Source organism: Streptomyces sp. Wb2n-11 (genome assembly GCF_001049855.1).
In the GTDB taxonomy this organism is placed as follows: Bacteria; Actinomycetota; Actinomycetes; order Streptomycetales; family Streptomycetaceae; genus Streptomyces; species Streptomyces altiplanensis.
Window position 1 is genome coordinate 6430269 of record NZ_CVPB01000001.1, and the last position, 26277, is coordinate 6456545.

38 protein-coding genes and 3 pseudogenes are annotated in these 26277 nt (G+C 68.2%); 38 read left to right on the plus strand and 3 right to left on the minus strand.

From position 1 onward, the window contains the following. Positions 1 to 36: 36 nt before the first annotated feature. Entirely contained in the window at positions 37 to 867 is an 831-nt protein-coding gene (locus BN1555_RS29450) for a hypothetical protein (protein ID WP_255306238.1), read from the minus strand. Positions 868 to 1494: 627 nt separating this feature from the next. Between BN1555_RS29450 and BN1555_RS29455 the strand changes: the two genes are divergently transcribed. The 38 genes and pseudogenes from BN1555_RS29455 (at position 1495) to BN1555_RS29635 (ending at position 24950) form a co-directional block, all read left to right on the plus strand. Continuing rightward, positions 1495 to 1944, plus strand: a complete 450-nt coding sequence (locus BN1555_RS29455; protein WP_093802187.1) for a homing endonuclease associated repeat-containing protein — start codon at positions 1495 to 1497, stop codon at positions 1942 to 1944. 153 nt (positions 1945 to 2097) lie between these two features. Then, positions 2098 to 2607, plus strand: coding sequence for a hypothetical protein (locus tag BN1555_RS29460; RefSeq protein ID WP_093802188.1), 510 nt, complete (start codon positions 2098 to 2100; stop codon positions 2605 to 2607). A 201-nt stretch (positions 2608 to 2808) separates the two neighbouring features. Next, complete coding sequence (locus BN1555_RS29465) at positions 2809 to 3141, plus strand: hypothetical protein (protein WP_093802189.1); 333 nt, start codon at positions 2809 to 2811, stop codon at positions 3139 to 3141. Positions 3142 to 3252: 111 nt separating this feature from the next. Then, complete coding sequence (locus BN1555_RS40720; protein ID WP_255306239.1) at positions 3253 to 3378, plus strand: hypothetical protein; 126 nt, start codon at positions 3253 to 3255, stop codon at positions 3376 to 3378. Then, positions 3378 to 3836 (plus strand): hypothetical protein, encoded by a 459-nt coding sequence (locus tag BN1555_RS29470; protein WP_093802190.1) that lies wholly within the window; start codon positions 3378 to 3380, stop codon positions 3834 to 3836. The genes BN1555_RS40720 and BN1555_RS29470 overlap by 1 nt, the downstream gene beginning before the upstream one ends. After that, positions 3833 to 4105, plus strand: a complete 273-nt coding sequence (locus tag BN1555_RS29475; protein ID WP_141662903.1) for a hypothetical protein — start codon at positions 3833 to 3835, stop codon at positions 4103 to 4105. The genes BN1555_RS29470 and BN1555_RS29475 overlap by 4 nt, the downstream gene beginning before the upstream one ends. Then, a complete protein-coding gene (locus BN1555_RS29480) occupies positions 4102 to 4404 on the plus strand; it encodes a hypothetical protein (protein WP_093802192.1) in 303 nt (100 codons plus the stop codon). Before BN1555_RS29475 ends, BN1555_RS29480 begins: the two co-directional genes overlap by 4 nt. Positions 4405 to 4483: 79 nt before the next feature. Beyond that, positions 4484 to 5302 carry a hypothetical protein gene (locus tag BN1555_RS29485; protein WP_093802193.1) on the plus strand — a complete coding sequence of 273 codons (819 nt, stop codon included), beginning with the start codon at positions 4484 to 4486 and terminating at the stop codon, positions 5300 to 5302. Positions 5303 to 5377: 75 nt separating this feature from the next. Beyond that, the gene (locus tag BN1555_RS29490) at positions 5378 to 5842 is read left to right on the plus strand and encodes a hypothetical protein (RefSeq protein WP_093802194.1); all 465 of its coding nucleotides are present in this window, start codon (positions 5378 to 5380) and stop codon (positions 5840 to 5842) included. 62 nt (positions 5843 to 5904) lie between these two features. Continuing rightward, positions 5905 to 6444: a hypothetical protein gene (locus BN1555_RS29495; protein ID WP_093802195.1), complete on the plus strand. Its 540-nt coding sequence runs from the start codon at positions 5905 to 5907 to the stop codon at positions 6442 to 6444. Positions 6445 to 6447: 3 nt separating this feature from the next. Next, positions 6448 to 6876 (plus strand): hypothetical protein, encoded by a 429-nt coding sequence (locus tag BN1555_RS29500; protein ID WP_093802196.1) that lies wholly within the window; start codon positions 6448 to 6450, stop codon positions 6874 to 6876. After that, entirely contained in the window at positions 6873 to 7508 is a 636-nt protein-coding gene (locus BN1555_RS29505; RefSeq protein ID WP_093802197.1) for a hypothetical protein, read from the plus strand. The genes BN1555_RS29500 and BN1555_RS29505 overlap by 4 nt, the downstream gene beginning before the upstream one ends. Before the next feature lie 2 nt (positions 7509 to 7510). Then, a complete protein-coding gene (locus BN1555_RS40725; RefSeq protein ID WP_255306240.1) occupies positions 7511 to 7642 on the plus strand; it encodes a hypothetical protein in 132 nt (43 codons plus the stop codon). Between the two features lie 211 nt (positions 7643 to 7853). Continuing rightward, positions 7854 to 8306: a hypothetical protein gene (locus tag BN1555_RS29510; protein WP_141662904.1), complete on the plus strand. Its 453-nt coding sequence runs from the start codon at positions 7854 to 7856 to the stop codon at positions 8304 to 8306. A gap of 320 nt (positions 8307 to 8626) precedes the next feature. Continuing rightward, the gene (locus BN1555_RS29520; RefSeq protein WP_093802199.1) at positions 8627 to 8935 is read left to right on the plus strand and encodes a hypothetical protein; all 309 of its coding nucleotides are present in this window, start codon (positions 8627 to 8629) and stop codon (positions 8933 to 8935) included. 92 nt (positions 8936 to 9027) lie between these two features. After that, positions 9028 to 9747 (plus strand): GGDEF domain-containing protein, encoded by a 720-nt coding sequence (locus BN1555_RS29525; RefSeq protein WP_093802200.1) that lies wholly within the window; start codon positions 9028 to 9030, stop codon positions 9745 to 9747. Continuing rightward, on the plus strand, positions 9744 to 10463 hold the full coding sequence (locus tag BN1555_RS29535) for a hypothetical protein (protein WP_141662905.1): 720 nt from the start codon (positions 9744 to 9746) through the stop codon (positions 10461 to 10463). Before BN1555_RS29525 ends, BN1555_RS29535 begins: the two co-directional genes overlap by 4 nt. A 78-nt stretch (positions 10464 to 10541) precedes the next feature. Further along, positions 10542 to 10781, plus strand: coding sequence for a hypothetical protein (locus BN1555_RS29540; RefSeq protein WP_093802203.1), 240 nt, complete (start codon positions 10542 to 10544; stop codon positions 10779 to 10781). Further along, positions 10778 to 11080 (plus strand): hypothetical protein, encoded by a 303-nt coding sequence (locus BN1555_RS29545; protein WP_093802204.1) that lies wholly within the window; start codon positions 10778 to 10780, stop codon positions 11078 to 11080. Before BN1555_RS29540 ends, BN1555_RS29545 begins: the two co-directional genes overlap by 4 nt. A 2-nt stretch (positions 11081 to 11082) precedes the next feature. Further along, positions 11083 to 11457: a hypothetical protein gene (locus BN1555_RS29550; RefSeq protein ID WP_093802205.1), complete on the plus strand. Its 375-nt coding sequence runs from the start codon at positions 11083 to 11085 to the stop codon at positions 11455 to 11457. Continuing rightward, complete coding sequence (locus tag BN1555_RS29555) at positions 11454 to 11645, plus strand: hypothetical protein (RefSeq protein ID WP_093802206.1); 192 nt, start codon at positions 11454 to 11456, stop codon at positions 11643 to 11645. Before BN1555_RS29550 ends, BN1555_RS29555 begins: the two co-directional genes overlap by 4 nt. 343 nt (positions 11646 to 11988) lie before the next feature. Continuing rightward, positions 11989 to 12186 (plus strand): annotated as a pseudogene (locus BN1555_RS40730) (transposase); the annotation flags it as partial. 80 nt (positions 12187 to 12266) lie between these two features. Then, complete coding sequence (locus BN1555_RS29565; RefSeq protein ID WP_093802208.1) at positions 12267 to 13193, plus strand: hypothetical protein; 927 nt, start codon at positions 12267 to 12269, stop codon at positions 13191 to 13193. A 156-nt stretch (positions 13194 to 13349) separates the two neighbouring features. After that, positions 13350 to 13631: a hypothetical protein gene (locus tag BN1555_RS29570; protein WP_093802209.1), complete on the plus strand. Its 282-nt coding sequence runs from the start codon at positions 13350 to 13352 to the stop codon at positions 13629 to 13631. Further along, positions 13628 to 13957, plus strand: a complete 330-nt coding sequence (locus tag BN1555_RS29575) for a hypothetical protein (protein WP_093802210.1) — start codon at positions 13628 to 13630, stop codon at positions 13955 to 13957. Before BN1555_RS29570 ends, BN1555_RS29575 begins: the two co-directional genes overlap by 4 nt. Positions 13958 to 13976: 19 nt before the next feature. Further along, the gene (locus tag BN1555_RS29580; protein WP_093802211.1) at positions 13977 to 14282 is read left to right on the plus strand and encodes a hypothetical protein; all 306 of its coding nucleotides are present in this window, start codon (positions 13977 to 13979) and stop codon (positions 14280 to 14282) included. Positions 14283 to 14377: 95 nt separating this feature from the next. Continuing rightward, positions 14378 to 14575, plus strand: coding sequence for a hypothetical protein (locus BN1555_RS29585; RefSeq protein WP_093802212.1), 198 nt, complete (start codon positions 14378 to 14380; stop codon positions 14573 to 14575). Positions 14576 to 14714: 139 nt separating this feature from the next. After that, positions 14715 to 15029, plus strand: coding sequence for a hypothetical protein (locus BN1555_RS29590; RefSeq protein WP_093802213.1), 315 nt, complete (start codon positions 14715 to 14717; stop codon positions 15027 to 15029). Between the two features lie 377 nt (positions 15030 to 15406). Continuing rightward, positions 15407 to 15775, plus strand: a complete 369-nt coding sequence (locus tag BN1555_RS29595; RefSeq protein WP_093802214.1) for a hypothetical protein — start codon at positions 15407 to 15409, stop codon at positions 15773 to 15775. Positions 15776 to 15819: 44 nt separating this feature from the next. Further along, positions 15820 to 16035, plus strand: coding sequence for a hypothetical protein (locus tag BN1555_RS38580; RefSeq protein WP_141662906.1), 216 nt, complete (start codon positions 15820 to 15822; stop codon positions 16033 to 16035). A 122-nt stretch (positions 16036 to 16157) separates the two neighbouring features. Continuing rightward, entirely contained in the window at positions 16158 to 16637 is a 480-nt protein-coding gene (locus BN1555_RS29600; protein ID WP_093802215.1) for a single-stranded DNA-binding protein, read from the plus strand. 180 nt (positions 16638 to 16817) lie between these two features. Then, positions 16818 to 17228: pseudogene (locus BN1555_RS41700) on the plus strand (class I SAM-dependent methyltransferase); the annotation flags it as partial. A gap of 451 nt (positions 17229 to 17679) precedes the next feature. Further along, a pseudogene (locus tag BN1555_RS29610) lies at positions 17680 to 18645 on the plus strand (nucleotide sugar dehydrogenase); the annotation flags it as partial. Between the two features lie 5 nt (positions 18646 to 18650). Next, complete coding sequence (locus tag BN1555_RS40735) at positions 18651 to 19022, plus strand: UDP-glucose/GDP-mannose dehydrogenase family protein (RefSeq protein WP_255306241.1); 372 nt, start codon at positions 18651 to 18653, stop codon at positions 19020 to 19022. 2 nt (positions 19023 to 19024) lie between these two features. After that, the gene (locus BN1555_RS29620) at positions 19025 to 20371 is read left to right on the plus strand and encodes a putative PEP-binding protein (protein WP_093802218.1); all 1347 of its coding nucleotides are present in this window, start codon (positions 19025 to 19027) and stop codon (positions 20369 to 20371) included. Between the two features lie 86 nt (positions 20372 to 20457). Next, a complete protein-coding gene (locus BN1555_RS29625; RefSeq protein ID WP_093802219.1) occupies positions 20458 to 21912 on the plus strand; it encodes a Gfo/Idh/MocA family oxidoreductase in 1455 nt (484 codons plus the stop codon). A 29-nt stretch (positions 21913 to 21941) separates the two neighbouring features. After that, a complete protein-coding gene (locus tag BN1555_RS29630) occupies positions 21942 to 23498 on the plus strand; it encodes a glycosyltransferase (protein ID WP_176710163.1) in 1557 nt (518 codons plus the stop codon). A 165-nt stretch (positions 23499 to 23663) separates the two neighbouring features. Next, the gene (locus tag BN1555_RS29635) at positions 23664 to 24950 is read left to right on the plus strand and encodes a UDP-glucose dehydrogenase family protein (RefSeq protein WP_093802221.1); all 1287 of its coding nucleotides are present in this window, start codon (positions 23664 to 23666) and stop codon (positions 24948 to 24950) included. Between the two features lie 343 nt (positions 24951 to 25293). Here BN1555_RS29635 and BN1555_RS29640 read toward each other — a convergent pair whose 3' ends face one another. Both BN1555_RS29640 and BN1555_RS38590 read right to left on the minus strand, forming a co-directional pair. Continuing rightward, positions 25294 to 25557, minus strand: coding sequence for a hypothetical protein (locus BN1555_RS29640; RefSeq protein ID WP_093802222.1), 264 nt, complete (start codon positions 25555 to 25557; stop codon positions 25294 to 25296). Beyond that, on the minus strand, positions 25544 to 25732 hold the full coding sequence (locus BN1555_RS38590; RefSeq protein WP_141662909.1) for a hypothetical protein: 189 nt from the start codon (positions 25730 to 25732) through the stop codon (positions 25544 to 25546). The genes BN1555_RS29640 and BN1555_RS38590 overlap by 14 nt, the downstream gene beginning before the upstream one ends. Between the last annotated feature and the right edge of the window lie 545 nt (positions 25733 to 26277).

Consider the following 26277-nt stretch of genomic DNA (forward strand, 5'->3'; position numbering starts at 1 on the left):
CGCACCGGGTCCGCCGTCTGTCTGATGGGCGCCCGCTCAGGAGCCGGGCATGGGAGTTGGCGTCGCGTTCGTCGTACAGTCGACAAGCTCCTGGGTGAACCTCGGGGACTGCCAGATGGCCTTGTCCTTGTCGTTCGGCAGGTGTTCGACGATCGACCCGGTGCTGAGGGGTGCGCCGCCGGCGAAGAAGTGCAGCGCCTCCTGGCTGAAGCCCGCGTTGTGCACCACGGTCGACAGACACTGGCCGGCCGCCGCGTAGGTCTTCTTCTGGCTCTCGTCCCGGGCGTAGGAGGAGAACATCGAGACCAGGCCCTTGGTGAGCTCGATGGACGAGTTGACCGGCTGATCCGCGCGGACCGGGTAAGCCGGGTTCAGGTTCGGCTTGCCAGGTATAGGCTTCGCGGCTGCCTTCGGGGGCGCGTAGCTCTGAGCCTTGAGGCTGCTGCTGTCCGGAAGTACAGCCTTGTCGATGCATGCGTCTACGTCCTCGCGCAGCGACCGCGAGGCCAGCAGTGCGGCGTCGTCCTCGCTCACCTTGTTCAGTCCGTCGGTGACTGTGCCTATGTCGTCGCTGTCGGCCTTGACGATGTAGGCCAGCGCCTTCTCCGACATTCCCGCCTTCCGTGCTGCGCTGGCTAGGCAGGCTCCGCCATCCCTTCTGGAACTTCCGGCGCCCTGGAAGGCGAGCTTGTCCAGCGCCTCGCTGAGAGCCTTGTCGGTGACCTTGGTAGTGCTCGTGGTCGGACTTGGTGGAGGTGCCGGCTGTACCTCCTTGGCCGTTCTGCCCTTGCCGCTGGAACATCCAACGAGCACAACGCCCGCGGCCGCAGCCAACGCCGCAGCAGGGAGTCCAGCCTTCCTCGTCATCCAGGTCCTCATCGCTTCTCGCCTCTCCTGTTGCCGACCAGTTCGACTGGATCGACTGGTCTCTGAGGGCATCTTATGCGAATGGCTATTGAATGATGGCCTGTGATGAGTCAGGATGTCGCGAGATAGAGGATGCAGAGGATGCGCAGAGCGGGACCCGGGCGTGCAGAGTGCCTGCGGGTCTGTTTGGCGCTTGGGGATCAACGGAGTTGATCCGGAAGCCTCTGCGATGCGTCGTGCGCGTGTCGGCTACGGGTGGCCCCCTTGGGCGGCTGTTCGTGGGCTTCTCATCTCCTCCCACGAAGGACTGCTCACCATGACTGCCCTTGCTTCTGATCGGGCCACCGCCGACGTCGATCTGCTGACGCTCACGCTGCAGGTGCGTGATGGCCAGAAGACCTGCTGCAGACCGCCTTCGAGGGGGAGAACCCGGTCTACGCCGACAAGCAGGCCACAGTCTGGTTCAAGGAACTGCCCTGCCTGGCCGCCGAGATGGACGACTCGACCTGCTGCGGTCGGCTGGCTCGGACCCTCAACGCGGTGCTCGCGTCCATCACCCGCGGCCAACAGCTCATGCAAGTGGCCGCGCTCTGGCGCGCACCCGCTTCCGGAAGGAGAGCACCGGACATGACTATGCATGCTGCGCACGTCCCCGCGCCCATGAAGCGAGGTCCGGTCGTCTATACCGACCAGCAGCTTCTCCGCGTGCTCATCCGCCTGGCGCAGGGGGAGCGCATCCTCGGGCGTCGGACGTTCGAGCAGCGACGTGGGGACACAGACCCCTCTGCTCCGCTCTACGAGCGCCGCTTCGGCAGCTGGAACCGCGCACTAGAACTCGCGGGACTCGACACGGTTACACAACCCGAACAACTGCAGGATGCGACGACGAAGTGGTCCCAGGAACAGCTCATCGCCGCGATCCGCCGGTGTCTGCTGGTAACGGGATCCACGACGCTGGCGGCCTACGAGGCCTGGCGCACGGATCCGGCGAATCCGAGGTCTGATGTTCCGCCGGCCACCACCATTCGCTTCCGGATGGGTAGTTGGTCACGAGCCACAGAGTTGGCTTGCAGCTGAAGTCCATCGGTATCTGAGACGCGCGTCAAACCGCGAGCGACACACAGTCGATAGCCCGAGTCGGCGGAGCCGAATCCAAGGATTCCGTGACAGAAATCAACTCCTTGGCCGCGGGCATTGCGGTCCGCGTCCTGTGTTCCTGGAAGGGGAGTCATGGCGAACGTATTCACCGTCTGCGTTCTGGAGCCGTGCTGCGAGAAGTCGGAGCCGGGATACACGCCGATGCCGAAGCCGTACTACGTGCGCACCCCGGGCTGGTTGGACTCGTGCAACCACCTGCGCAGCGAGCAGCGTAAGGCGGTGATCGCCACCTACAAGACGCGTGAGGAGGCCGAGGCCGAGTACCTGGGCAAGGCGCGCGGATGGGGGTCAACGGATGGATGGCTGTACGAGGGGGAGATGCCGCCGGAGGGTGAGCGGTTCCGGATCATGCCGATCAAGGGCACCCTAACCACGCACTTCTGGCACGGGGAGCCGGTCGAGATCCCGTTCCCGACCATCGACCTAGCCCGCGAGTACGCCGAGGAGTACCACGAGTATCCCGACGGCGGGCACCACAAGCAGATCCTCTACAACATCATCGGCGACCAGGACACGGTGGTGCGTTGGTCGTCCTACACGGTCAAGGTCGGAACCGAGTTGACCGCGGACGACTGGGCGTAACACGTGCTGAGCTAGCGGGCGAGCGTAGACCCGCTACCTCCTCAGATCCTGAAGTTCCAGGCGAAGACCGGCCGTAGAGCGGACGGCGAGGGATGCGGATGCACCGGTCCCTGTCCGCCGGCTTTTGCTCCCTAATTCCGTTCCACCCAGCCGTGCTGTGCACAGCACGCCGCCAATCCCAGTCAGAGAAGGAGAACAAACGTGCGCGTCTACGCGGCTTTCGACCTCGGCTTCGAGCGCGACGGGGTCGAGCACACCGCCGAATTTGCCTGGGAGACGGGCGAGCTCCCCGTTCCCCGGAGAAGAGACCGGATCGCCTTCGGCGAATTGATCACGGTCGTCGACAGAGTCCAGTACTCGTGTCTGGACGCCGGATACATCGCCACGCGCGACCACGAGGAATCTCCCGTGAAGATCGATCTCTGGCTGCGGCTGACCAAGGCCACGCGCCAGGGGAAGTACGAGCCGCAGGAGTTCCACTCGATCCTGTCCGAGCTACCCAGTGTCGCCGACTTGTGCGTGACCGGCGTCTGAGAGTGACACACCGGAGATGTCGAGGTGTTCCAGGCCCGAGGCGCAACGCGTCGGCTGGCTCGCGGTGGACGGTCGAGCGCCCATTCCAGACCTACAAGACGGAGCAGGGCGTTGGAGGCGGCCAGGACGCTCGCCCACCACTACGGCTACGGCTGGGCGGTGCGCGACACGTACATCACCCCGGAGTTCGAAGGAGTCCAGGTCTTCGCGGGCCGCTACATGGTGGGGGAATTCTGATGCTCAACAAGAACGCGATGGAGCCGGGCGAGTGCACGTTGTGCGGCGCGAAGGCGCTGCGCTGGCCGAAGGGGCAGCAGCCGGAGGACTGGGGGTCGCTGTTCGAGACCGACTGGAAGCACGCCGGCCGCCCGACGAAGGCTGGGATCGAGCAGTGTGTGATCATCTCACGCGGCTCGTACATGCCGCAGCGGGACCTGGACATGGCATTCAAGCCAACGCCGGGCGTCGAGGTGGAGCAGTTCGAGGTGCGGTACTTCGCGCCGCGCGCCTACCACGTGTACGGGTCGAACCCGGGAGGGTTCGCCGGGTCCATGGTCATCGGGGATCGGGAAGAGGCGGAGCGAAACGCGGACACGTCCACGAACGGGACGGACTCGGTGTACGTCTACCGGGTGGTCAACGGGGTGACGGAGCCGAAGGCGTGCTACGTCGGCAAATGGGAGGCCTCTGCGTGAGCATCGTTCTCATCGACTGTGACCACGGCGGTCAGATCCACACCGCCGACTACGACGAGATCGACGACGACGAGCAGGAGCTCGCAGAGATTGCGGCGCGGCAGGAGGTCGAGCTCCCGGACCACTGGTGGGTGGGCGAGCTGCTGTGTGACGGCTACGAGCGGGCTTTGCGCATGACCTGGGGTGCGTTCTTCGACGGCACTGGAGTCCGCGTGTTCGACGGGGTCGAGGAGCACGGGGAGATGGAAGACGGGATGGGCGTGGGATGACGAAGACGTACGAGTACACGCTGCTGGGGCGCCGGGACTGGGGCGGTGACCTGCGCGTCGAGCACGTCGGTGTGAACTGGCCGGAGGACAAGATCGAGCGGGAGGCCGACGCGCTTGACGAGGACGGGTGGTGCGACACGTTCGAGACCGAGACGGTCGCGGAGGCGTTCCAGGCGGCGGGCGAGCAGTACTGCGACGAGACGCAGATCGACTGCGCGTCCAGGCTGCTCGACGACCGGGGAGTCAAGCCGCAGGTGATGTACGAGGGCCGGACGCTTCAGGAGCAGTCGGCGGTATGAGGGCCCGGCACGGTGCAGGCGCGGGTTTGATTCCCGCGCTGGGCGCGCAGTGGTCCATCCCTGTTTCGGAAGGAGAGGCATGAGCGGGTACGGAAGCATTCGCGCGGTGCGCAACGCCATCACGGAGATGCTGACGGCGGGTGGTCGCGAGCCGAGCGCCTACAACATCGCCGGGATCGCGCGGGACGCCTTCACGGCGCGCAGCGGCGGCGGGTACAGCGCCTCGCTTGACGCCGAGGCCTGGCCGGCCGCCGTCGACAAGCACCGCCGCCCGTTCGGGCTCGGCGACCTGGTGCGTGTCGAGGTCACGACGAAGACCGGGCACACCGAGCTGCACTACGGCAAGATCTCCCAGTTCCGGAAGGCTAACGGCGGCATCTACCGCGGCCGGCCGGTCAAGCCGCACTCCGTGTACGTCGAGCTGGACCACCACACCAATGCCGGCTGGCTATGTCCCCTCACGGAGGTCACCCCGGCGATCGATGACTTCGAGGTCACCCGAGAGTGGTCGGAGGTCCACCAGGGGTGCTTGTCGTGGGACTCCGCCTACAGGTGCCTGCGCTGCGGGTCGTTCTCCTACAAGAGTGCCCGGGTCATGGCCGTGCACAGGGTCAGCGGCCAGCGCGTCCGCCTGTGTGAGGAGTGCTTCACCGACGACGAGCTCGGGCGGCTCGGGCATGAGGTCATGTTCTACGAGCGCAACAGCAGGCAGACCATCACCGAGCTGACCGAGAACCCCGAGCTGATCGCCGAAGCGGCCTCCGACTCCTACTACGGGAAGTCCGACGGCGAGGTGTACCGGGAGTGGGCGGACGCCTTCCCGTGGATGGTCCCGGTCAAGGCCGCCGAGCTGTACGCCGCCTGGAAGGAGCAGGCGCGGGCGACCGCCGGCGCGTGAGGCAGAAGTAGCAGCAGTTCAGACGGGGGTCGGCGAGTTTCGCCGGGCCTCTTTTCGTTTCCCAGTGGAGGTGTGATGTACCGCATCGTGGTCGCCGAGCAGCACCGCAGCACGTTTCGGGGGTACCGGCTGGAAGACCTGGACGACAAAGACGCCGCCGCAATTCGCGAGGGCCGCATGGTGCTGGCCGCCATCGGGATGGAGAGGCGGCACGACGCCGGTGTCTGGGTCCGCAAGGCCGAAAAGATCAACTTCGTGGTCCCCCCGGATGTCGTGGGCGAGTACCCGCACTTCGAGGAGATCGCCGACGAGGAGACCCGGTTCTGGGCCTCCGACATGTGGGGCGCCACGCTCGAAGCGCCGGCCGGGGCGAAGGCTCTCTGGGGCCGGCTCATGATCCCCTGCACCGTGGTCGAGACCGAGACCGAGCCGTACGACCACGGCATCAAGCACACCGGCTACGCCCTCATCCGCGACATGGGCGGCGAGCGCCGCCGCGTCTCCGCGGAGCTGGTCTCGATCGAGCCCTCCGAGGCGTGAGCCCCCCCTGAAAGTCCGAGCCCCCGTACCCGACGTGCGGGGCCCATCCTGATTGGAACGGAATGCAGACCAACAACACTTACCTCTACTCCGGACGCCCCATCGTCGATCGCACCCCGATGCCCGACGGCCGGATGCTGCTCCTTGCGTACGGCCACGGCGTGGAGCCCTGGGCGACTGGCTTCCTCGGCGAGCAGTGCGGCAAGTACTTCACCGACGGCCAGGAGGCGTGGAGGGACTACGCGCGCCGCATGGCGGAGGGCTTGGGCCTCATCGTCGCCCCGGCGGGGTCCGTGGTGATCACCGCCGAGCAGATCGAGCAGGTGCAGGCGTCGGCGATGGGCCTGGCAAAGGCGCACGACGACTTCGAGAAGGCTATCGGTACCGACAACTGCGAGACCCACGTCCGCCTCCAGGCGGAGGACGACATCGCCGAGTCGGCCATGGACATGGGCAACCTCCTGCGGGACCTCAGGCTCTACACGCCCGCCGCCGAGCCCGAGGAGGAAGGCGAGGACGAGCCCGCCGCGACCGAGGCGCCGCAGCACACGACCGGGACCTTCGTCGACGCCGTAACCAACGGCGAGAACTGGAACCGGTGAGCCATGCAGAACCGAGTGAAGCTCCCCTGTGGCCTGCTGACGGGCTCGGGCCCCACGTACAACAGCCGCGGCACGCTCGTGACATGCAGCGACGTGTTCTGCGACGACGAGCCGACGCACGTGATGGAGCACATCACGTGGGAGGGCAAGGTCATGCGCTGGGGCGCGTTCTGCGAGCCGTACATGCTCAAGCGGATCGCCCCCGACGCCGAGGTCGAGGCCGCTCTCGAGCATGGCGTGCAGCGGCAGGGCGAGAGCTTCGGCACCACGCGCTTGCCGCTGTCGGACAAGAGCTGGCGCTACCGCGAGTTCACCGACGAGGAGCGGGCCGAGATCGACCAGATCAAGAACGGCCGGCTGGTGGAGACGTACATCAGCCCCGGCGCCTTCAAGTGGCAGCCGGCGGACGGCGAGAAGGAGCAGCGGGTATGAACGCTTTCGAGATCGATCCCCACTTCGAATGGTTCGAGGAACTGACCGACGAGCGGCGGCTGGAGCGCCAGGTGCTCGCGCTCATGGGCGCGCAAACGGAAGGGCTGGAGGCGAAGCGGCTCGGGGAACTGCTGGAGCGTACGCACCGCGACCGGTGGGCCCCGGTGTACGACAAGACCTGGGACCTCCAGCGGCGGGGGCTGCTGGTGATCTCGCCGGAGCCCGACGAGCTGGAGATCCGGCCGTGCACGTACACGCTGACCGAGGCCGGGGAATCGCTGCTCGACGAGATCCGCGATCAGGCCCGCACCTGCTCGAAGTACTGGCGCGAGCAGCGGTCGGACCTGCCGGAGATCGAGATCGTCGACAACACCGGGGGTAAGGAGACGAGGACGGTGTCGTGGCATTTCCACAACCTGGTCACCGACTCCGGGTCGGAGTTCTTTGCGACGTGGGCGTACGACGAGTCCTTCGTCCGCCTGTGGTCGCCCGAGGGGACGTTCCGCGACGTGCTCTCGTGGGACCCGGGCACGGTGCAGTCGGCCGAGTCGGTGCAGGAGTTCGCCGGGGCCTGGGGGCAGGTGGGGCTACGCATCCACCAGCACCGCATCTACCCGAGCCGGGAGGCGTGATCGTGCTCCCCAGAAGTATCGATTTCATCACGGGCAGCAACGGCAGCACCGCCGGGTTCAACATCGTGACTGCGACCAACCACAGCGAGGTCCACGTGTGGGAGCACCGGCTCGCGGATGGCACCACAACGTAGATGGCCCAGCCTGACAGAGGCGAGAGCGCCTCCGGGTTCCAATCCAAGGAATGGGTCGGGCAGTTCCTCTACAACCACGAGTGGCCGCAGTGCATCCGTCGCAACTGACGGTGGCGCCCCGTACGCACGGTGAACGTGGGTGCGGTTCCGGTTCGATCCCGGGGCGGAGCCTTATGCGCATCCCCGCGTAGAAACCGACGAGGAGGTTTCCTTGCCACACTCGATTTTCGAGTACTACCACCCTGACGCCGACGTGACGTTCCGCTGGGACGGATGGATGCAGGTGATGATCCGCCCAGGCCCGAGCGTTCCGTGGGGCACTTACTCCGACCGGTTCGACATCCGCGAGCCCGACTTGCGGATCAGGAACTTCTTCAACGACGGTGCCTACGACCCGTCTGTGCACTTCGTGCCGCGCACACAGGAGGCGTTCGAGGCCATGTGCGACGACTTCTTCCGCGGCCGGCACGTCGCTGCCGGGCTGCGGGACTACAACAAGTACCCCTGGTCGAGCCGGTCCTGGGGCTGGTCGATGGGCGCGATGGAGTTCCGCTACACGGGCGGCACACACATCGATATGAGCCCGGCCGAGCAGAACGACTGGAAGCCGGTGATCGAGCCTCGACACCGGCTTCTCCGCAGACCTCGCTGCCCTCATCGGTAGCGACGAGCTGCACGCGCTGGCCCCGACCCGGTTCATCGACCTGGTCGAAGAGGTCCGCGATGTCCTCGCCGAGTCCCGCCTCAGCCGCCTCGAGGACGCCAGCAACGACCTGGACTCCGCCGTCACCCACCTCACCGACGCACTCACCAGCCCGGACGGCGACCAGCGTTCGCTCCTGGCCTGGGCGCGCACCCACCTGCGCGACGCGGCCGGGCGCGGCCAGCTGAACCCCGCCTGAGTTGAGCGCACTCCGTGTCACCCCGGACCCCTGCACCTGCGGGTCCGGGGCGATCGCGGTGGCCCCTCAATCCAGAGAGGAGATGGACGTCATGCTGCCCTACTTCGAGGTGGACGTTCCGATACGAAGCACCGAGCAGCCCGGCGTGCGTGGTCTGCACGTCTTCACCGGCCGGGCCGACAGCCGCAGCGCCGCCGTACGGATCGCGCACGAGGTCTACGACGCGGCACGCGCCGCGACGGAGGCCGGACTCGAGATCCCCCACGGACGGCCGGACGGCTGGGGCGGCTGCGGATACCGGCCCGGCTGGGAGCTCGACTGGCCCGCCGCGAAGGCCGGCCCCTGGAGGAATCCGTACAGCTGGACCAAACCCAGCACCTTCGAGCTGTAGCTCTGCCCCGGGACGGCCGCCATCGGCCTGGTAACCACGTCGACCGCCCCGGGCCCACCCAACCCGTACGAGACGAGAGGGAGATCCCCAGTATGGACTCCGTCCTGCACGCCCGGGGCCGGTTCGGCTCGCGCACCCTGCTGATCACCACCGCCGCCCTGCCGCTGACCGGCTGGGCCGTGCACGCCCTGGCGCTGCACCGCAAGCTCGCGGCGACCCGGAAGGACCCGCTGACCGGCCTGATGCGCCGCGACGCCTACACCGCCCGCGCCCGCCGGCTCCTGGCCCGCCACGGCGACGACACGATCGTGGTCATGGTCGACGCCGACAGGTTCAAGGAGATCAATGACGGCCTGGGGCACGCGGCGGGCGACACCGTCCTCGCGTCGATCGCGGCCCGGCTCACGGTCTGGGCGGGCCCGCGCGCTGCGGTCGGCCGCCTCGGGGGCGATGAGTTCGCCGTGGTCCTGGCCCTGCCCACCGACCGCCGGGAGCAGTGCCTTGCGCAGCTGGTCCGGATGCTGCACACGCCGGTCACCCTGGACGACGGCCGCACCGTCAATGTCGCCGCCTCGGTCGGCGCCGCGTCCCCGGACGTGATCGGTGTACGCGACCTGACGCGCCTGCAGAGGGCCGCGGATGCCGCTCTCTACGACGGCAAGCACTCCGGTCGCGCGGTCCTCGCGACGGCGCAGCACCGCACGGTGCCGTCCATCAACGGCCGCCGGGTCGGACGTTCGGGCACCAGCGTTTGGGGGCGAGCCGTGCCCGTGATCACCGCCGCCAACAACACCGAGGAGACCTCCAAGTGAACGACCCCCTGATCCCCGTCGCCGAGATCCGTGCCGCGCAGAACAAGTGCCTGGAACTGCTCGGTCTCGACCCGGTGTCCGAGACCGAGTACGAGAACATGCACCACCACTCCGGCGACGACTTCATGACCGAGTACCGCTACAACCGGCGCGGCACGGCCGACCGGGTCGTGGGTACCGTCACCGAGTGGGTCCGCGTCGGCAAGTCCGTGGAAGCGACGAAGCGCGAGGTCCGCATCAGCGGTAGGGATGCGGGCACCTACACCGTCACCGAGCTGCCCGACCGCTACAAGTGCAACGTCGGGATGCTCAAGCCCGAGGAGACCACCAGCGGGCTCGGCTACATGGTCGACTGCAACCAGAGCGAGACGCAGTGGGCCGCGTATCGCTACACCGCCGACAACTCCCAGTGGTGGGCCGCGCACGGGGACGGCAACCCGCGGGACCTCGTCGCCCGCCTGGAAGCCGCCGACGGCAAAGACTATGCCGCCGTACAGCTGCTCGATGACCGCACCACAGCCTTCGAGCAGCTCGCCGCGATCGACTGGAACAACGTTCCCGTCGCGGCCGGCGACCACCACGTCTCCCGCCTGCTCGCCGGCAAGATCCGCGACTTCAAGGACTACTACCAGCCCGAGCGCACGCACCTGCGCTCGACTGTCGAGGGCTGGCTCACCCGCTACTCCGCCGCCCACGCCTACCGATCGGAGAACTGACCACGGCCCGACAGCTCTGGACCACCGCCCACCTCCGCGCCGGTGATCTCGTCGAGAACGACGTGATCTCCACACCGGATGCGTGGAGATCACGTCACCGAGGTCTGGCTGGAGGAAGGCGAGTTCGAGTTCTACAAGGACTACCCCGACGCCAAGGAGGGGTACAGCAAGTACTTCCACGGGCCCGAGCTCCACGCCCTGCTGACCCTCCTGCGCACCGACGAGACCGGACAGATGGAGGAGTGCTTCTACCCGCTCGACTTCCTGTACCTGTTCCCCATCCAGATCCCGGCCGGCACCACCGAGGAGTGGTCATGACCCGTTACACCCTCGTCGAGCACGAGATGCTCCCGCACTTTGTCGTCGCCGCCCGTGTCACCCCGAAGCTGGAGGCCAAGGCCAAGCAGCACATGGGTGTGATCTTCGACGACTACGCGAAGGCCGACACCGCCGCGGACGGGATCAACGACTGGGCCTGCGTCCAGGCACTCGGCGCCGAGCCGGTCTGCCCGAACCGCACCGCGCACCTGACCGGATTCTCCTCCAAGTGCTCGATCGACGGCCGCTGCCTCTACATCCCGCTCACCACTCCCGACACCGCCACCCAGGAGAGCTGAACGTGAATATCCCTGTCTTCTATAGCCGCTACGGCGGCTCGATCCAGTGGCGCGACGGCCAGCAACACCTCGCGGACCCGGCCGTCAACCACGGCTACCACCACATCGTCGCCTGGCACATCCTGCTGGGCTCGAACGCCTACTACATCATCGACCGCTGCACCGAGGCGAAGGCCGCCAGTGCTCCGAAGGACGTCTTCTCCTGCGACACCATGGACCGATTCGATCCGACCGAGCGCAAGAACTGGAAGCACTGGGGCACGTTCGGCGGCACCGACCAGGTCCGCGAAATCGTCGAGAGCATCGTCGCGGAGCTTGACCGCCACACCAAGGCCCTCGCCACGCACCGCGCCGCCATGAAGGGAGCCGGCCGATGAGCCCGATCGGGCTGCGCACCCTGATCCATACCGTGCTGACCAAGAAGAACGGCATACGGTATGGCGATATCCTCACCGTCGAACGGATCCAGCTTGTGCCCGGCGAGCCGGTGCGCCTGCGGGTGCAGGCGCCGGACCCGATGTGCGCGACCCGCACCCACCTGATCGAAATCAGCGAAGAGAGCTGACTCCGCCGGCTTCCGTCACCCCCGGCGCGGTGTGGCCGGGGGACTCCGGCGCCTACGGTGCCGAGCTTGCCCGGGTGCTGGCTGCCGTCGGTGTCACCGTCGTGGACGGGACCGTCCGGACCGCAAGACGCGGCGGTTGAAGGGCGAGTCCGACTGGATCGACGCCTACGCCGCCGGACGATTGTGCTGTCCGGCCAGGCCACCGGCACATCGAAGATCCGGGACTGCGTGGGCGAGGCGGCGCGGGTGCTCCGGGCCGCCTCGTTGCCACCAGACCCTGAACGCCGAGATCGCCGAGCTGGATACCCGGATCGGTCTGCCGGTCAAGCAGGCGGCCCTCACACTGCTGGAGCTGTTCGGCGTCGGCCCCGAGACAGCCGACCAGCTGCTGGCCTCGGCCGGGAACGACCCCGAACGCATGCGGTCCGAGGAAGTGTTCGCGCGCCTCGCCGGTGTCGCTCAGGTCCCGGCCTCGTCCGGCCGCACCCACCGTCACGGCCTCAACCGTGACGGCGACCGCGCCGCGAACAACGCGCTGCACACCGGCCACACAAATCACTCAAAACGACCTTGCTCCAGCTGCTTGACAGCTGTAGGAGCATTCTGAGAACGGAAAACCCGATGAGCGCCAGGCTGTACGACGGGCTGCGACTGACCGCGCACGCGCCCGACCTCTTCGAACTCACCCGCGTGATTTCCAAGCGCATGCGCGAGGTCTTCCGCGAGCTGGCTGTACCCATCATCGCCAGGAACGTCGCCCGTGTCGTCGACGACGCCGAGGTACGCGAGCGCGACATGGGCGGCCCCCTGCACAACTACCTCGTCTACCGGGCCCGGAAGCTCTGGCTCGACGAGCAGGCCGGACTTGATGACCGCATGACGTTCCACGACCCGCTGCGCTTCAGCATCGTCTTCGGCCAGGTCGATGATGAGTACGGCACACGCCGGCTGGCGTACCCCTTCGCCGGGAACCGCGCCTACGCCGACGCACTCATGGCTCTCGAAGCCGACAGTCGGCCCTTCTTCGTCGACTACCACTACCAGAACCAGGCTGACCGACCCAAGGAGGTCCGGAAGGACGAGTGGAAGCGCCGGCGCGACGACTGGAACCGTCTGCTCGAGGCCGACGACCGCGAGACGGACGGCACCTTCGGGCATCTCCCCGGCTGGCAGCTCCCGGACAGTATTGAAAGCGCCTTCGACGCGGTGCTGCTCGGACACAAGGACACCACCATCGATCTGAACGCGCACTGCACCGTCGAAGACCGTATGCGCCGGGCACTCCGCCGGGCGGTGGTCCTCAACCTGGGACTCGACGAGGTCAACGGCATCAGCAGAGTGCTGACCCGCAACAGGCGTATTGAGCGCGCGATCGAGCTCTACCTGAGTACCGCCGCCGGAGCAGCGATGCCGCGGCCCGCGCTGTTACCAGATGCCCGAGACCTCGACATCGCAGCCAGCGAGCTGCCGCCGGTCTATGAGCCCTCAGCTGAAGCCGTTGCCCGGATCAGCGAGCTGTATCGCGAGCGGGCACTGGCCGGTGACTGATCTGGATCGACGCAGTCGATCCGGAAGTAGATCTGGAGGGGCATCGGCATCCCCCTCGCCCACAGGTGCGATCGCTTCGTGAGCCCTGCGACAGGTCAAGGTCGAGACCGAGCGCCTTGCCGCCAACACCACCACGACGGACGGAGACACCACGTGATGCTCGCGATCGGCGCGCTGCTCGGCTGCGCCGCCACTCTGTTCGCCCTCGCCATCCGGCGCCGCCTGACCCGCACGTCGCACTGCGGGTGGTGCGCGACCGCCTCGAACTGGTCCACCTCCCAGCATGACGCCTTGCTCTGCCGCGGCTACGTCCAGGATCGCCGCCGCGAACGGCTGCGCGACATCAGGCACGGCCGCCCCGTCGAGGAGTCGAACCCGTGGGGCGAGATGTACCTGCTCGACGAAGAGATCGCCCAGCGAACGGGAGCCGACGCATGAGCACCGAGACCACCACAGCGGCCGCCGACTTCGCCCAGGCGCTCGCCGAGCTGGCCGACGGATACCCGACCGACCCCGAGGGCACCGCCCCCGTGACCGTCACGGTCACCGACCCGGGCACCGGCGAGCAGCACCAGGTCCCCATCGAGCCCGGACAACTCGACTGGGTGACCGCCCTGGTGCGCGGCGAGCTGGAAACCTTCCGCAACGCCCACTGCGACGGCACCGGCTACTGCGGGCACTGCCGGGGCACCGGCCTCGCGGGCGGGCACGGCGGCGCCGCCCTGCTCGACGAGCCGCCCGCCGACGACGGTAGCCGCCCGTGACGGCCGTCACACCGCCTCAGTGCCTGGACTGCTTGACCGTGACGGAGCGGATCGAGGTCGAGGCGGTTGGCGCTGCACCGCACCCGACTGCACCCGCCGCACCTACGGCACCGGCGACGAGAACGACGACTTCGACCTCCCCTCTTACAGCAAGACCGACGAGCACGGTGCCCTGATCATCTACCACGGCACCGGCGTCATCGACTTTGAGGCGACCGCCGAACTGGCCTCCCAGGAAGGCCCAGGCGGCCCCGACGACCAGGACCAGGACGACGACGCGAGCCCCGTTGCTCCGCTGACCGCCCCGGTGTGCCGGAGCCCATGAGGTCGGTTGTCTTCCTGCCGCTACGAGCTCAACGCCGGCGCCGCCGCAGTCGCTCACCCCATCGGACAGATCACCCTCTGAACCACGAGCACGTCATGTTCCGCATCATCCGCACCCGCACCAACCGGCAGCTCAACACCGCGATCCAGGAGCTGCACGAGCGTGCTGAGTCCGAGCGACGCTGGCGCCTGACGACCGAGCAGCGCATCGAGCAGGCCCTGGCGCTGCTGGAGGGTCAGGACACCGACCTGGCTGCCCGGCTGCACGCCGTACTCCAGGGGGAACAGCCGTGACCGCGAACCGCCACCAGTCTGCGGCCCCCGCCTTATCGCTCGTGCTTCAGGCCCACGGAGCACGCGAAAGCGGAGGAGGCATCAGCTGATCGCGCCCATCGGCGTCCACAATCCACATCACGAAAAGAGAGAGACCACCATGGCTGAGTCCACGACCACCGTGAAGCACGACGTCACCGTCGACTTCGGCTGCATCGAGCTGACCGGAGCGCTCGTGCACGACGACGAGAACCATGTGCTGGAACTCGAACTCGACGAGGGTCCTGAGCCCATCTCGATCAGCCTGAAGGGCTACGGTCTCACGCCCGAGCCCGGGAACGTCTTCATCAAGGACTGGTCCGAACACTCGGGCTTGACGGCTCGCTTGGCGCAGGCAGGTCTGGTGACGCCCGTGCACGCACTCACCGTCGGGCCTTACCGCTCGACGGCCTACGAAGTGCAGGTGACGCTGTAAGGACTCCTACCCCTGAGTTCCTCGGGCCGTTCCTCGTAGGGGCCCTCATGACCGTCCGACGTCCTGGTCAGGCTGGACCACCACCTCGTCACCGCCCAGCTCTTCCCCGGCAGCCAGCGCCACACCCTGACCCTGCCTTCGAGCGAGCTCAATGAGCTGCTGGGCGTCCTGCTGGATTCTCCAGCGGCACGCTCTCGGCCGAGACGTGCGGCTTCACTCAGGCCGCCCTCCACGAAGCCATCGACGTTCACCACCACTACGGCCCGATCTGGGACTACTGACCACCTGCCGCCCATCGGCTGCTCCCTGTACGGCCTTGGCCGCGCACGGCCCCATGGCGGCGGGACACGACCACCACCGCAACCGGAGGACTCTGTATGGACCTGTGTCAGCTTGGCGCGCCGGCTGATCCGGGCTTCCGGCTCGATCTCGAGGGTCGGGCCCGTTTCCTACACGAGGGCTTCACCGTCGAGGTCCAGGTGCGCCGTGCCACGCCCGAGGACGTCCAGGATTACTACGAGCACGAGTACGACCCCGACGAGGTCGTGATGGAAGGCACCGTGACGCTTTGCGGCGTCGACGTGGCCACGGTCGGCGCCCTCGCGAACGAGTGTGACGCCGACAGCATGAGGGAGGCCCTGGCAAGGATCCTTGACGAGGTCGTCGACGACGTCCACCACACCGTCGCCCGCCTGAGCGTCCGAGTGCAAGAGATCAACCGCAAGCACCGCGCCAAGCAGACGTAACCCCTCACGGCCGGGAGGACCTGGCCGTTCCGCCACAGCCTCCCGTGTCTTTAGCCCTGATCCGCCGGCTCGGTGTCGTGCCGTCCGTCGTTCCTCGTCTTCAAGCTGGGGAACATCACGCCGGGGTCTGGCCGGGAGCGGCCGGTACATCAGCGAAGAACGCGAGTCTGATCGGCGAAGCCGATTCGGGACTCGGAATGACGAAGCATTCGATCAGCGCAGCTGATTCGGATGAAGCATTGAAAGAGAAAATCATCTGATCGGCGAAGCCAATCCGGATGGTGGCATGACAGACAACTGAATATCTCAGCCCAACCCACCCAACTGCGCGCGGACGACGACGTCGATCCGGGCGCTGTGCTGTATTCGAGGAGAAGAGCTCATGTCGAACCCCCGCAACAACGGACAGCTCATCGGCCGCCTCGCGAACGACCCCAAGGTCTTCGAGAACAAGGACGGTTCCAAGAAGGTCCTCTTCACGGTCTTCGCCGACCGCGCCTACACCAACGCGCAGAACCAGCGCGACTCGGACGCCGTGCCGGTCGAGGCCTTCGTCCGTGCGCAGACCCAGGGTCTGGGTCCGTACTCGAACATCCACAAGGGTGACCTCGTCGCCGTTGGCTACATGCTCCGCATGGACCGCTACTCCAAGAACGGCGAGCAGGTCTTCGACCTGAAGGTGATCTCCGAGGACATCACCTTCCTCGAGTCGCGCTCGGTGACCCAGGCACGTCTGAACGAGCGTGTGCGGGCCGCCGAGGCGCAGAACCAGGCCCTGCAGACCCCGGCTGCTCCCGTCGTGGCTGCCGCTCCGGCCGTCGCGCACGTCAGCGCCGTGGACGAGCAGCTGCCGTTCCCCTGAGCCCCGTAGCGGTGCCCCGCCCGGGCGTACGGTCCCACGCGACACAACAGGAAGGGACCGGCATGGACCGGTCCGCAGCCGAGCGCAGCTCCGGAGGTTGTTGTGACCCAAGACGTCCAAAGCACTGCCACCCGATACCGGAACGCAGGTGAAATCTTCGCCTCATGCGGTGCGCCGTACGTGGCCTACCGTCGTCCGCACCCCCCGGCCGTCATCGACTACCTAGCGACGCAGTGGAACTGGACGACGACCCGGCCTCGCATCCTGGACCTGGGATGCGGGCCGGGCACGCTGACCCTTGACCTGGCCGGGCGCGGAGCCTCGGTCACCGCGGTCGACGTGTCCGAGGAGATGCTGGCCGCCGGCCGCGACTGGGCCCAGGCCCGCGGCATCAGGTCGGTGACCTGGAAGCGGGCCGATGCCACCGAGGCGGCGCTCCTGGCGAAGGACGCAGGACCCTTCCACGGGGTGACGATCGCGGACGCCTTCCACTGGATGGACCGGCCGCAGGTCCTCACGGCCCTCGACCACGCCATCCGGCCGGGCGGATTCGTTGCCATCGTTGGCTACCGGGCGCCCGGCACCCAGCGCGAGTGGTGGCACCCGCTGCTGGAGCAGCTGCGCCTGCGCTGGCTCGGGTCGGTGAACCTCGCGGGCCCGGCCACCACGTACGTAGAACCGGCCGGCGGCCACGAGGAGGTCCTGCGCAGCTCCGCGTTCAGTCAGGTGTCCGTCCTGCGGACTGACTACCGGCAGACCTACACCCTCGACGAGCTGGTCGGTCTCCAGCGCACCTACGCCTACTCTTCGGCGGCGACCCTCGGGGACCGGCAGGCTGATTTCGAAGAGGACCTACGCCGGACGCTGACGGCCGTGCGTCCGGACGGGCGCTTCGAGGCCGTTCTCCAGGCCGCGGTGATCGTCGGCCGCCGTCCTGGCGACGCCCCTGAGAACCCCTATGTCTCACCCCGCGGATCCCTCACCCGGCTCCGCAGTAACCACCATCCCCGCGCGCTGTCGTGGGTCAACCTGGGAGAAGAAAATGAAGGTCACCGTCATCGGTATGGGCCGGTTGGGTGTGCCCTACCTGACTGCCCTGGCCGAGTTGGGGCACGAGGTGCTGGGTCTCGACATCAACCCCGAGACGCTGGAGGCGCTGCGGGCCGGGCGCTGCCCGTTCGACGAGCCCGGCATCACGGACTACATCGCCAAGCACACCGCGGCGGGTCGACTGCGGTTCACCGACTCCTACGACGAGGCCGTTGCCCACGGAGACGTGTTCTTCCTCGCGGTGCCGACCCCGCAGCGTGAGGGGGCGATGACGATGGACCTGCGCGCGGTTGAGGACGCCATCGTTGCCCTCGCCCGTCGGCTGACGCGGCCTGCGGTGCTGATCGGCAAGTCGAGCCTACCCGTGGGGGAGGGCGCGCGGTTGGCGGCCCTGGCGGCCGACCAGGCCCCGGAGGGCGTGCGGCTGCGGGTGGGCTGGAGCCCGGACTTCCTGCGCGAGGCGCTGTCCATGGAGACCACGCTGCACCCCGCACGCCTCGTCCTGGGGTCGTCGGACGCCGACCGGACCGTGGTCGAGAGCATCGCCCGCCGGGTGTGGGCCGGCTGGCTGGAGGCCGGGGTGGTGATGCTGTCCACCGACTTCGTGACCGCCGACCTGACCAAGGCGGCCGCGAACGCCTTCCTGTCCACGAAGATCTCGTTCGCCAACCTCGTTGACGACGTCTGCCAGGCGGCCGGCGCGGACTCCAAGACCGTCGCCACCGCCATGGGACTCGACCCGAGGATCGGCCCGTTCGGTCTGACGGCTGGCCTCGGCTGGGGAGGCTCCTGCCTGAGCAAAGACATCCGGGCCTTCGCCGACCGCGCCCAGGCCCTGGGCCAGAGCGCCGCCGCCGACTTCCTGTCCCGCGTAGACCAGACCAACACAGCACGCCGCGAGCTCGCCGTCGCGCACGCCGAATCCATGCTGCCCGGCGGCCTGAGCGGGGCGGTCGTGGCCCTGTGGGGGCCTCCTACAAGCCGTCCGTCGGCGACATCAGCGACTCGCCCGCGCTGGACATCGCCATCCGGATGCACCGCGCGGGCGCGGAAGTCCGTGTCCACGACCCCAGCGTCAACGACCTGGTACGGCGTCACCACCCCGAGCTCACGGTGGTCGACTCCCCGGCCCAGACCCTGATCGGCGCCGGGGTGCTGATCGTGGCCACCGACTGGCCGCGCTACACCGCCCTGGACCCCGCTTCCGTCGCCGACAGCACCACCCGGACCGTCATCGACGCCCGCCGCTGCCTGGACCCCGGCCGCTGGCGGTCCGCCGGCTGGGACTACCAGACGCTCGGTGCGTTCCGCCACCACACCGCCCAGGAGGCCTGAACATGGACCGGCTGTTCGAGAACGCCGCGACGCACCATGGTGTATCCGGAACCCGAGGCTGGGCCGTCGCCCCCGTACGCGGCCTCGACGACCCGGCCTCCCCGCAGGGCCGGTACATTTTGCTCGCCGACGACCTGACCCCGGCTGACACCGCAGCCCTGGATCTCAGCCTCGTCGCCGGGTTCTGCACCGCGAGCGGAGGCCCTACCTCCCACACGGTGCAGGTCGCGCACGGCCTGGGCATCCCGGCCGTCGTCGCGGCCGGCCCTGCAGTGCTGGACTTAATGCCGAACACAGTGTGCGCGCTCGACGGCACTGCAGGCCTGCTGTACGCCGGCCTTGACGGCCCTGACCTCCACAAGGCGATCGCCCGTGAGGACGAGCAGGCCGCACAGGCCCAGGCGCGGCACGAAGCCGCCCTGGCCGCAGGCCCGACCCCGGGCGGGGTCAGCCTCGCCACCACGTTCGTCAAGCCGGAGCAGGCCACCGAACTCACACGCGCCGCTGCCACCGGAATCGGTCTGCTGGCCACCGAACTGCTCTTCCTCGGCCGGGAACACGAGATCACCGACGAGAACGCCCACCACCGGGCCTACCTCGACCTGGCCCGCGCGGTGCACGGCGCGGAGATCACCGTACGCACCCTCGACATCGGCGGTGACAAGCAGGTCCCCGCGCTCAACCTGCCACACGAGGACAACTCCTTCCTCGGCGTCCGCGGCCTCCGGCTGGCCCTGCGCCGCCCGGACGACCTCCTGATCCCCCAACTACGAGCCCTCTACCGCGCGGCCGCAGACGGGGCACGGCTGCGGATCATGTTCCCGATGGTCACCACCGTCGAGGAGTTCACCCGGGCCGCAACGCTCGCCGAAGACGTCCGCCGCCGACTCGCGGCACCGAAGGTACCCCTCGGAGTGATGGTGGAAGTGCCGGCCTGCGCCCTGGCAGTCGACCACTTCGTCCAGCACGTCGACTTCCTCAGCATCGGCACCAACGACCTCACCCAGTACCTCCTGGCCGCCTCGCGCACCAACCCGGCCCTCGCACGCGACATCGACCCCCTCCACGTAGCGGTGAACCGCACCGTCGCCCACGTCGCCGACACCGCCGGCCCGGCCGGCGTGCCGGTCTCCGCCTGCGGCGGCCTGGCAGCCAGCCCGGTGGGCGCCGCAGTTCTGGCCTCGCTGGGTGTCAGCAGTCTGACCGTGACCCTCCCGGCGATCCCCGCCGTCCACGAGGCCCTCACCCGCCTCGACGATACCGCCCGTCAGTCAATCCGCGACGAAGCCCTCACCACCGGCGGCACCGGCCACCTCACCGAGCACGTCACCGCCCTCCTCGGCCTCTGAGAACCGACCGGCCTCGCGCGTCCCCCGGGGCACAGCACGTGCCCCGGGGCCGCCCACCACCTCCTGACAGAAGGGTCGACTTCGCCATGCCCGCCCCCGCCAAGCCCCGCCCGATCAACGTCCTGCTGGTCGGCGGCTGCGGCCACTGGGCCGCCACCGAGAACCACGTCCCGGCCATCCTCACCCTGCAACACCAAGGGTTCCCCGTCAGGGTCAGCGCTATCTGCGACCCGCGCGACCCCTACGACGAGAATCTCCTGCGCCACATGCCCGACCTGCTGGACCTCCTGCGGTACGACCGGCCCCAGTGGATCCAGCCCGAACCGGGGGACAGGGTCGAGGACCTGGAACGCCGCCTGGACGCCGCGCATGCCCGCCAGCCGTTCGATGTGGTGATCGTTGCCTGCGATCCCGTCGCCCACTACCCCTACCTGCACTGGGCCACCCGGCGTGGCATCCACGTCCTGTGCGACAAGCCGATCCTCGCCGTCGCGGACGCCGCCTGGGACACGCACGCCGCGGCCACCATCGGTACCCACTTCGACACCCTGCTCAAGGCCCACCTCGACCATCCCGGCCATCTCTTCGCCATGCCCATGCGCCGCAGGGCCAATGATGCCTTCGTCGACTCCTCCCGCCTGATCACCGAGGTCTACGAAAAGCACGGCCAGGCCCTGACCATGGCTAACTTCAACGTGACCGGCGGCCACTTCCGCCTCCCCGAGGAATACGGCCTCGGCAACGCCCACGGCTACACCCACGGCGTTGGCGCGCTCGCCTTCTCCAGCTACCACTACATCGACCTCATGGCCTGGTACCTGTGCCTGGCCCAAGGGCCAGTCACCGCGGTGCGGATCACCAACCACTACGTGCGGCGCGTCGGCGACTACCTCAACTCCGGCCAGAACCGTCCCCTCGAAGCCCTCCTGCGCCCCCTGTCACCGGAGCCGGCCGCGCCAGCCAACCTGGACCGGCGAACCGCCCTGGCTGAGATGGACTTCGCCTTCACCCTTGAACTCCTCGACAACGACGCCCGGGCCCACGGCTACCTCACCTACACCTTCACCTCCAACAGCTACTCCCACCGTCGAGTCGGCCTTCAGGAGGCCGACCGTGCCGGGCACCTGCCGTTCAGGGAGAAGGGCCGCATGTCGCAGTTCGTCATCGACATACACCAGGGCCCGCTCCAGCACGTACGCGTCAGCAAGAACGACGTGGTCGGCGACCGCTACCGGATCCGGCTCGAACACCGCCGCAACCCCCTCATCGACGCCTCCGGCGGACGCTACGCGGACACGGTCTACGAGAACGCGCACAGCGCCAGCACCGTCACCCCCCAGACCATGACCGCCGAGTTCCTGCGCGCCGCCGCCGGATGCGCGCCGGACGAACTCGTCGCCGGCCGCATGACCCATCTCGCGGGCCAGACCTTCACCCAGCGGATCTACGCGGCCATGTACCAGCTGATCGCTGCTCGCCACGAAGCCGACGCCGAGCACCGCACCGCCACGCCTTCGCTCCTCATCGGCATACCCCGCTGACCTCGCACGCCCATCCGAAGGACACCGACATGAACGCCTTCCCGGCTGTGGACCACGGCATCCTCTTCTTCCCCCGCGGCGGGTCCTCCCTCGTCGTCAAGAACCTCACCGAGCAGACACTCGCCGTCGGCCGCCCGGCCCGCATCTTCGCTGGCTCTCTCGGACAGCCCGGCGCCTACTCCCACGCCCCCACGTTCTACGACGGCCTGCCCTTGACCGCCGCCGACTACAACCCGGCCGCCACCGCCCACACCCACGGCGCGGACGCCCTCCTTCAGCCCGTGCCCATGCACCCCAGTTACGAAGACCGCATCGGCGCCCCCGACCGGGTCTTCGCAGCCGTCGCCCCGGCTACCGCCAACGCCATCGAGGCCTACTGGCGGCGGCACCTCAACACCCACCACGCTGGCCAGACCGGCCTGCTCCACCTCCATCACCTCACCCCCCTGCACGGCATCACCCAAGACCACTGGGGCCCGGTGGTGACCACGCTGCACGGCACCGAACTCAAATTCCTCAGCAACGCCCTTCGCCGACTCCAGCTCGCCGACGCCCTGGGCCTGTCCGTCGCCGCCCTCGGAGAGCAGTACCGCAACGAACCCCGGGCCACCCTGCGGCGCATCACCCAGACGGTGAGAGCCCCTGGCCTCGACGAGGCCGAGACTCTGCTCACCGACCGCTGGCACATGTGGACCCACGCCCGGCACTGGGTGGACCGCCTCCGGGCCTACGCGGCCACCAGCGACCGGACCGTGGTCATCTCCGAACAGGACAGCGCCCTCGCCCAGTCACTGGTCCACATCCCCGACAGCCGGATCGACCTCGTGCCCAACGGCGTCGACACTGACCTCTTCACCCCGCCCGCCACCTTCGACGACACCCACCGCTACAAGATCCTCCACCGCTGGCTCGTCGACGACCCCCAGGGCTGGCTCCCCGGCCAGGCACCAGGCACGATCCGCTACACCACCGCCGACGTACGTCGCCTGCTCCATGATGCCCAGGGCCGCCGCCGGCCGCTGCTGCTGTGGATGGGCCGCTTCCTCGCCTTCAAGCATCTCAACCTTCTCCTGAAGGCCGTCGCCGCCCTGCGCGAGCACACCACTCTTCGCCCCGCGCTGCTGGTCCTGGGAGGCAGCCCCGGCGAATGGGAGGGAGCCCACCCCCACACCCTGGCCTGCGACCTCGACATCACCGACGACGTCTTTTTCGCTGGCTGGCGCCCCCATCGCGACCTCATCGACGGCCTGCACTGCTGCGACCTCCTCACCGCGCCCTCGGTGGACGAGCCCTTCGGACTCGTCTACTTGGAGGCGATGGCCTCCGGCACCCCCGTCATTGCCTCCGCCAGCGGAGGCCCCCTCGGCTTCGTCACCACCAGCGGACCCAACGCGACCGGCTGGCTCCCCGCCCCCGGCAACCTCGCCGACCTCACCGCCACCATCGAGCACGCCCTCACCAACCCTGCCGAGCTGGCCCGCCGAGGGCACGCCGCCGGACGCTTCGCCCGCGACCACTACTCCTGGCGCAGCCTCACCCCCCGCTACCTCGACATCTACGACCGGGTCGTCACAGACCGGAACTGACCGGGACCCCGCGCAGACGGCCCAAAAACGGTCAGCCTCGCCACCGGGACGCAGCACGATTCCGGCACCGAAAACACAGCCGAGTAGGGTGGCGCCCGTGGTCCGGGCGCCATCCGGACAGAACGGAACAACCCCCTGAACCGGTACGAGAAGGATGGATGGAACATGGCAGAGCGACGCATCGCGGTGTTCGGCGCCGGATACATCGGGCTGGTGACCGGAGCATGCCTCGCCGAACTCGGCCACCACGTCACCGTCCGCGACATCAATCCCGAACGCGTCCGCATCCTCCACGCCGGCGACGTCCCCATCCATGAACCCGGACTCGGCGACATGATCGCCCGCAACAAAGGACGGCTGACCTTCACCGAGGACCTCACCGAGGCCGTCGTCGGCGCCGAGATCGTCTACGTCTGCGTGGACACCCCGCCCTCCGCCTCCGGCGACGCCGACCTCTCCCGCGTCTGGGCCGTCGTCCGATCCCTGACCGACGCCCGCGACCTGAAGGCCGTCGTCATGAAGTCCACCGTCCCCGTCGGCACCGGCGCCCGCGCCCGCGCACTCCTCGACGAGATCGGCCTGGCCCACGTCGGCTACGTCTCCAACCCCGAGTTCACCGCCGAAGGCCGCGCCATCGCCGATTTCATGGCCCCCGACCGCATCGTCATCGGCCAGGACAACGACACCGCGGGAGCCCTCGTCACCGCCCTGCATACCGGCATCAACGCCCCCGTCGCCACCATGGACGTGAAGTCCGCCGAGATGGTCAAACTTGCCGCCAACGCCCTCCTCGCCACGAAGATCAGCTTCGCCAACGAGATCGCCACCCTCTGCGAGAACACCGGCGCCAACGTCACCGACGTCCTCGGGGCCGTCGGCATGGACCACCGCCTCGGCGCCCACTTCCTGCGCCCGGGCATCGGCTGGGGCGGCTCCTGCTTCCCCAAGGACAGCGAAGCCCTGCGCCAGATGGCCTCCAACACCGGCTTCCACCCCCAGCTCCTCACCGCCGTCATCAACGTCAACAACATCCAGAAGCGGCGCGCGGTCCATCACCTCAAGGACGAGCTCGGCGACCTCGCAGGCAAGCGCATCGCCCTCCTGGGCATGGCCTTCAAGCCTGGTACAGACGACATGCGCGAGGCACCCTCTACCGTGCTCGCCAGCCGCCTGCTCGCCGAAGGGGCGCAGGTCCGCTCCTGGGACCCACTCGCCCAGCCGGCCGCCGGGGAACCCTGGGACTCCGCCACCCGCTGCTCGACACCGCAGCAAGCTCTCACCGACGCGGACGCGGCGGTCATCGTGACCGAATGGCCTGAGCTCGCCGAAGTCGACTGGACCAAAGCCCACAGCGTCATGCGAACCCCGGTCATCTTCGACGGCCGGAATCTCCTCGACCCCGCGTGCCTGCGCGAGATCGGATTCCGATACACCTCCGTCGGCCGCCCCTGATTGTTTGTCCACCGGCGGGGTCTCGTCTCCGTCGGCGACAGGGATCTGCCGACTTCGTAGCCGGACCGCCCGCTGGGCGCCTCCCACACAGGGAGGCGCCCGCCGCCGTCAGGACGTGAGCGCAACTCCGCAGCCACCGCCGGATGGCAGTCCTGCCTGCCTGGTTGCGGAGCCGGTGACGTTCCAGGCGCAGCGCGCCGAGGTGCCGCGCCTTGTACAGGTGCCGCGGCCACCGGACGGACTCCGTGGCCGCGGGCGCGGGGCAGACCTCGAAGAAGGCCAGCCGCCCGTCCTGCTTGATCCGGGCCATTCGCATCGGCCAGTCCGCCTCCGGGCCACCCCATCAGGTGCGGTCCAGGTTCAGCACCCCGCAGATGGCTGGGACCGGCGCTGGCGTGAGCAGGGTGTTCACCGTCCACAGGTCCCCGGTCAGCAGCCGGGGCTTGCCAACCTCGTGGAGTAGACGGGCGCCAGCCTGTGCGATGTCAGCGGCCTGGCGCGAGTCGGCCGCGTCCAGGCCGAAGCCCTCTACGTCGCTGCGGCAGATCGGCCTGGAGTGCGGGCCCACGACGGTGTGAACGGCGGCGGTGATCTCACTCAACTGCAAGAAAACGAGCTTGTGTGTCCTTCGGGAACGAGCTCAGTCTCTGGGGCGCGGGGGTGCCGGGCAGGAAGAACTGGATCATCCAGTTCCGGCCGACCACCATGCCGGTGGAGTCCACAGCCAGCACCTTCGGCATCAGATCGGTGATCGACAGCAGACCCGCCACAGACTTCTGCACGGAGCGGTTCGAATCCGCAGTGCGCCGACTGATCCTCGGCGTGCACCAGTGGGCACACCGTGCAGACCGACCGCGGAACAGGTTCGATTCCTGAGCGCTGCAGATGATCCCTGCGGCACGTCCCTGGAGATCTCCGCGGCTCCGGCTTCCCCAGCACCCCGGTGCGCGCTCTGCCTTCGGGCAGCAGCTGCGCCGGGGTGCTGTGTTTTTTCTTCTTCGTGGCTCGCTTTGCTCCTCCCGTGAAGACAGTGAGCACAAGGGATCAGCGGAGCTGATCCGGATCTGGCGTTGAAGAACATCCTCGTCACGTCAGGAGATGCGCCATGAACTGCCCGAACTGCGCCATCGACATGGAATCGAACGCCCACGGCGTCCGCGCCAGCAAGAGGGCCAAGAAGGTCACGCACACGTGCTCCGAGTGCGGCTACAGCGAGACACGCTGAGCAGCTCCTCCTTCCCTCCGGCTGCGATCTCGAAGGAGACCACGCCCTTCGCCGAGACGACCAAGGGCGCATCCCCGGAAACTCCCCATGTCCTCTGCCGCT

Coding starts and splice junctions, on each gene's coding strand:
- BN1555_RS29585 (WP_093802212.1), top strand. CDS start 14,378: ATGTTCCGCATCATCCGCACCCGCACCAACCGGCAGCTCAACACCGCG.
- BN1555_RS29455 (WP_093802187.1), top strand. CDS start 1,495: ATGACTATGCATGCTGCGCACGTCCCCGCGCCCATGAAGCGAGGTCCG.
- BN1555_RS29505 (WP_093802197.1), top strand. CDS start 6,873: ATGAACGCTTTCGAGATCGATCCCCACTTCGAATGGTTCGAGGAACTG.
- BN1555_RS29480 (WP_093802192.1), top strand. CDS start 4,102: ATGACGAAGACGTACGAGTACACGCTGCTGGGGCGCCGGGACTGGGGC.
- BN1555_RS29555 (WP_093802206.1), top strand. CDS start 11,454: ATGAGCCCGATCGGGCTGCGCACCCTGATCCATACCGTGCTGACCAAG.
- BN1555_RS29525 (WP_093802200.1), top strand. CDS start 9,028: ATGGACTCCGTCCTGCACGCCCGGGGCCGGTTCGGCTCGCGCACCCTG.
- BN1555_RS29450 (WP_255306238.1), bottom strand. CDS start 867: ATGACGAGGAAGGCTGGACTCCCTGCTGCGGCGTTGGCTGCGGCCGCG.
- BN1555_RS29565 (WP_093802208.1), top strand. CDS start 12,267: ATGAGCGCCAGGCTGTACGACGGGCTGCGACTGACCGCGCACGCGCCC.
- BN1555_RS29630 (WP_176710163.1), top strand. CDS start 21,942: ATGAACGCCTTCCCGGCTGTGGACCACGGCATCCTCTTCTTCCCCCGC.
- BN1555_RS29540 (WP_093802203.1), top strand. CDS start 10,542: ATGCGTGGAGATCACGTCACCGAGGTCTGGCTGGAGGAAGGCGAGTTC.
- BN1555_RS29590 (WP_093802213.1), top strand. CDS start 14,715: ATGGCTGAGTCCACGACCACCGTGAAGCACGACGTCACCGTCGACTTC.
- BN1555_RS29545 (WP_093802204.1), top strand. CDS start 10,778: ATGACCCGTTACACCCTCGTCGAGCACGAGATGCTCCCGCACTTTGTC.
- BN1555_RS29575 (WP_093802210.1), top strand. CDS start 13,628: ATGAGCACCGAGACCACCACAGCGGCCGCCGACTTCGCCCAGGCGCTC.
- BN1555_RS29595 (WP_093802214.1), top strand. CDS start 15,407: ATGGACCTGTGTCAGCTTGGCGCGCCGGCTGATCCGGGCTTCCGGCTC.
- BN1555_RS29460 (WP_093802188.1), top strand. CDS start 2,098: ATGGCGAACGTATTCACCGTCTGCGTTCTGGAGCCGTGCTGCGAGAAG.
- BN1555_RS29635 (WP_093802221.1), top strand. CDS start 23,664: ATGGCAGAGCGACGCATCGCGGTGTTCGGCGCCGGATACATCGGGCTG.
- BN1555_RS29625 (WP_093802219.1), top strand. CDS start 20,458: ATGCCCGCCCCCGCCAAGCCCCGCCCGATCAACGTCCTGCTGGTCGGC.
- BN1555_RS29495 (WP_093802195.1), top strand. CDS start 5,905: ATGCAGACCAACAACACTTACCTCTACTCCGGACGCCCCATCGTCGAT.
- BN1555_RS29490 (WP_093802194.1), top strand. CDS start 5,378: ATGTACCGCATCGTGGTCGCCGAGCAGCACCGCAGCACGTTTCGGGGG.
- BN1555_RS29485 (WP_093802193.1), top strand. CDS start 4,484: ATGAGCGGGTACGGAAGCATTCGCGCGGTGCGCAACGCCATCACGGAG.
- BN1555_RS29620 (WP_093802218.1), top strand. CDS start 19,025: ATGGACCGGCTGTTCGAGAACGCCGCGACGCACCATGGTGTATCCGGA.
- BN1555_RS29520 (WP_093802199.1), top strand. CDS start 8,627: ATGGACGTCATGCTGCCCTACTTCGAGGTGGACGTTCCGATACGAAGC.
- BN1555_RS29570 (WP_093802209.1), top strand. CDS start 13,350: ATGCTCGCGATCGGCGCGCTGCTCGGCTGCGCCGCCACTCTGTTCGCC.
- BN1555_RS29500 (WP_093802196.1), top strand. CDS start 6,448: ATGCAGAACCGAGTGAAGCTCCCCTGTGGCCTGCTGACGGGCTCGGGC.
- BN1555_RS29470 (WP_093802190.1), top strand. CDS start 3,378: ATGCTCAACAAGAACGCGATGGAGCCGGGCGAGTGCACGTTGTGCGGC.
- BN1555_RS29600 (WP_093802215.1), top strand. CDS start 16,158: ATGTCGAACCCCCGCAACAACGGACAGCTCATCGGCCGCCTCGCGAAC.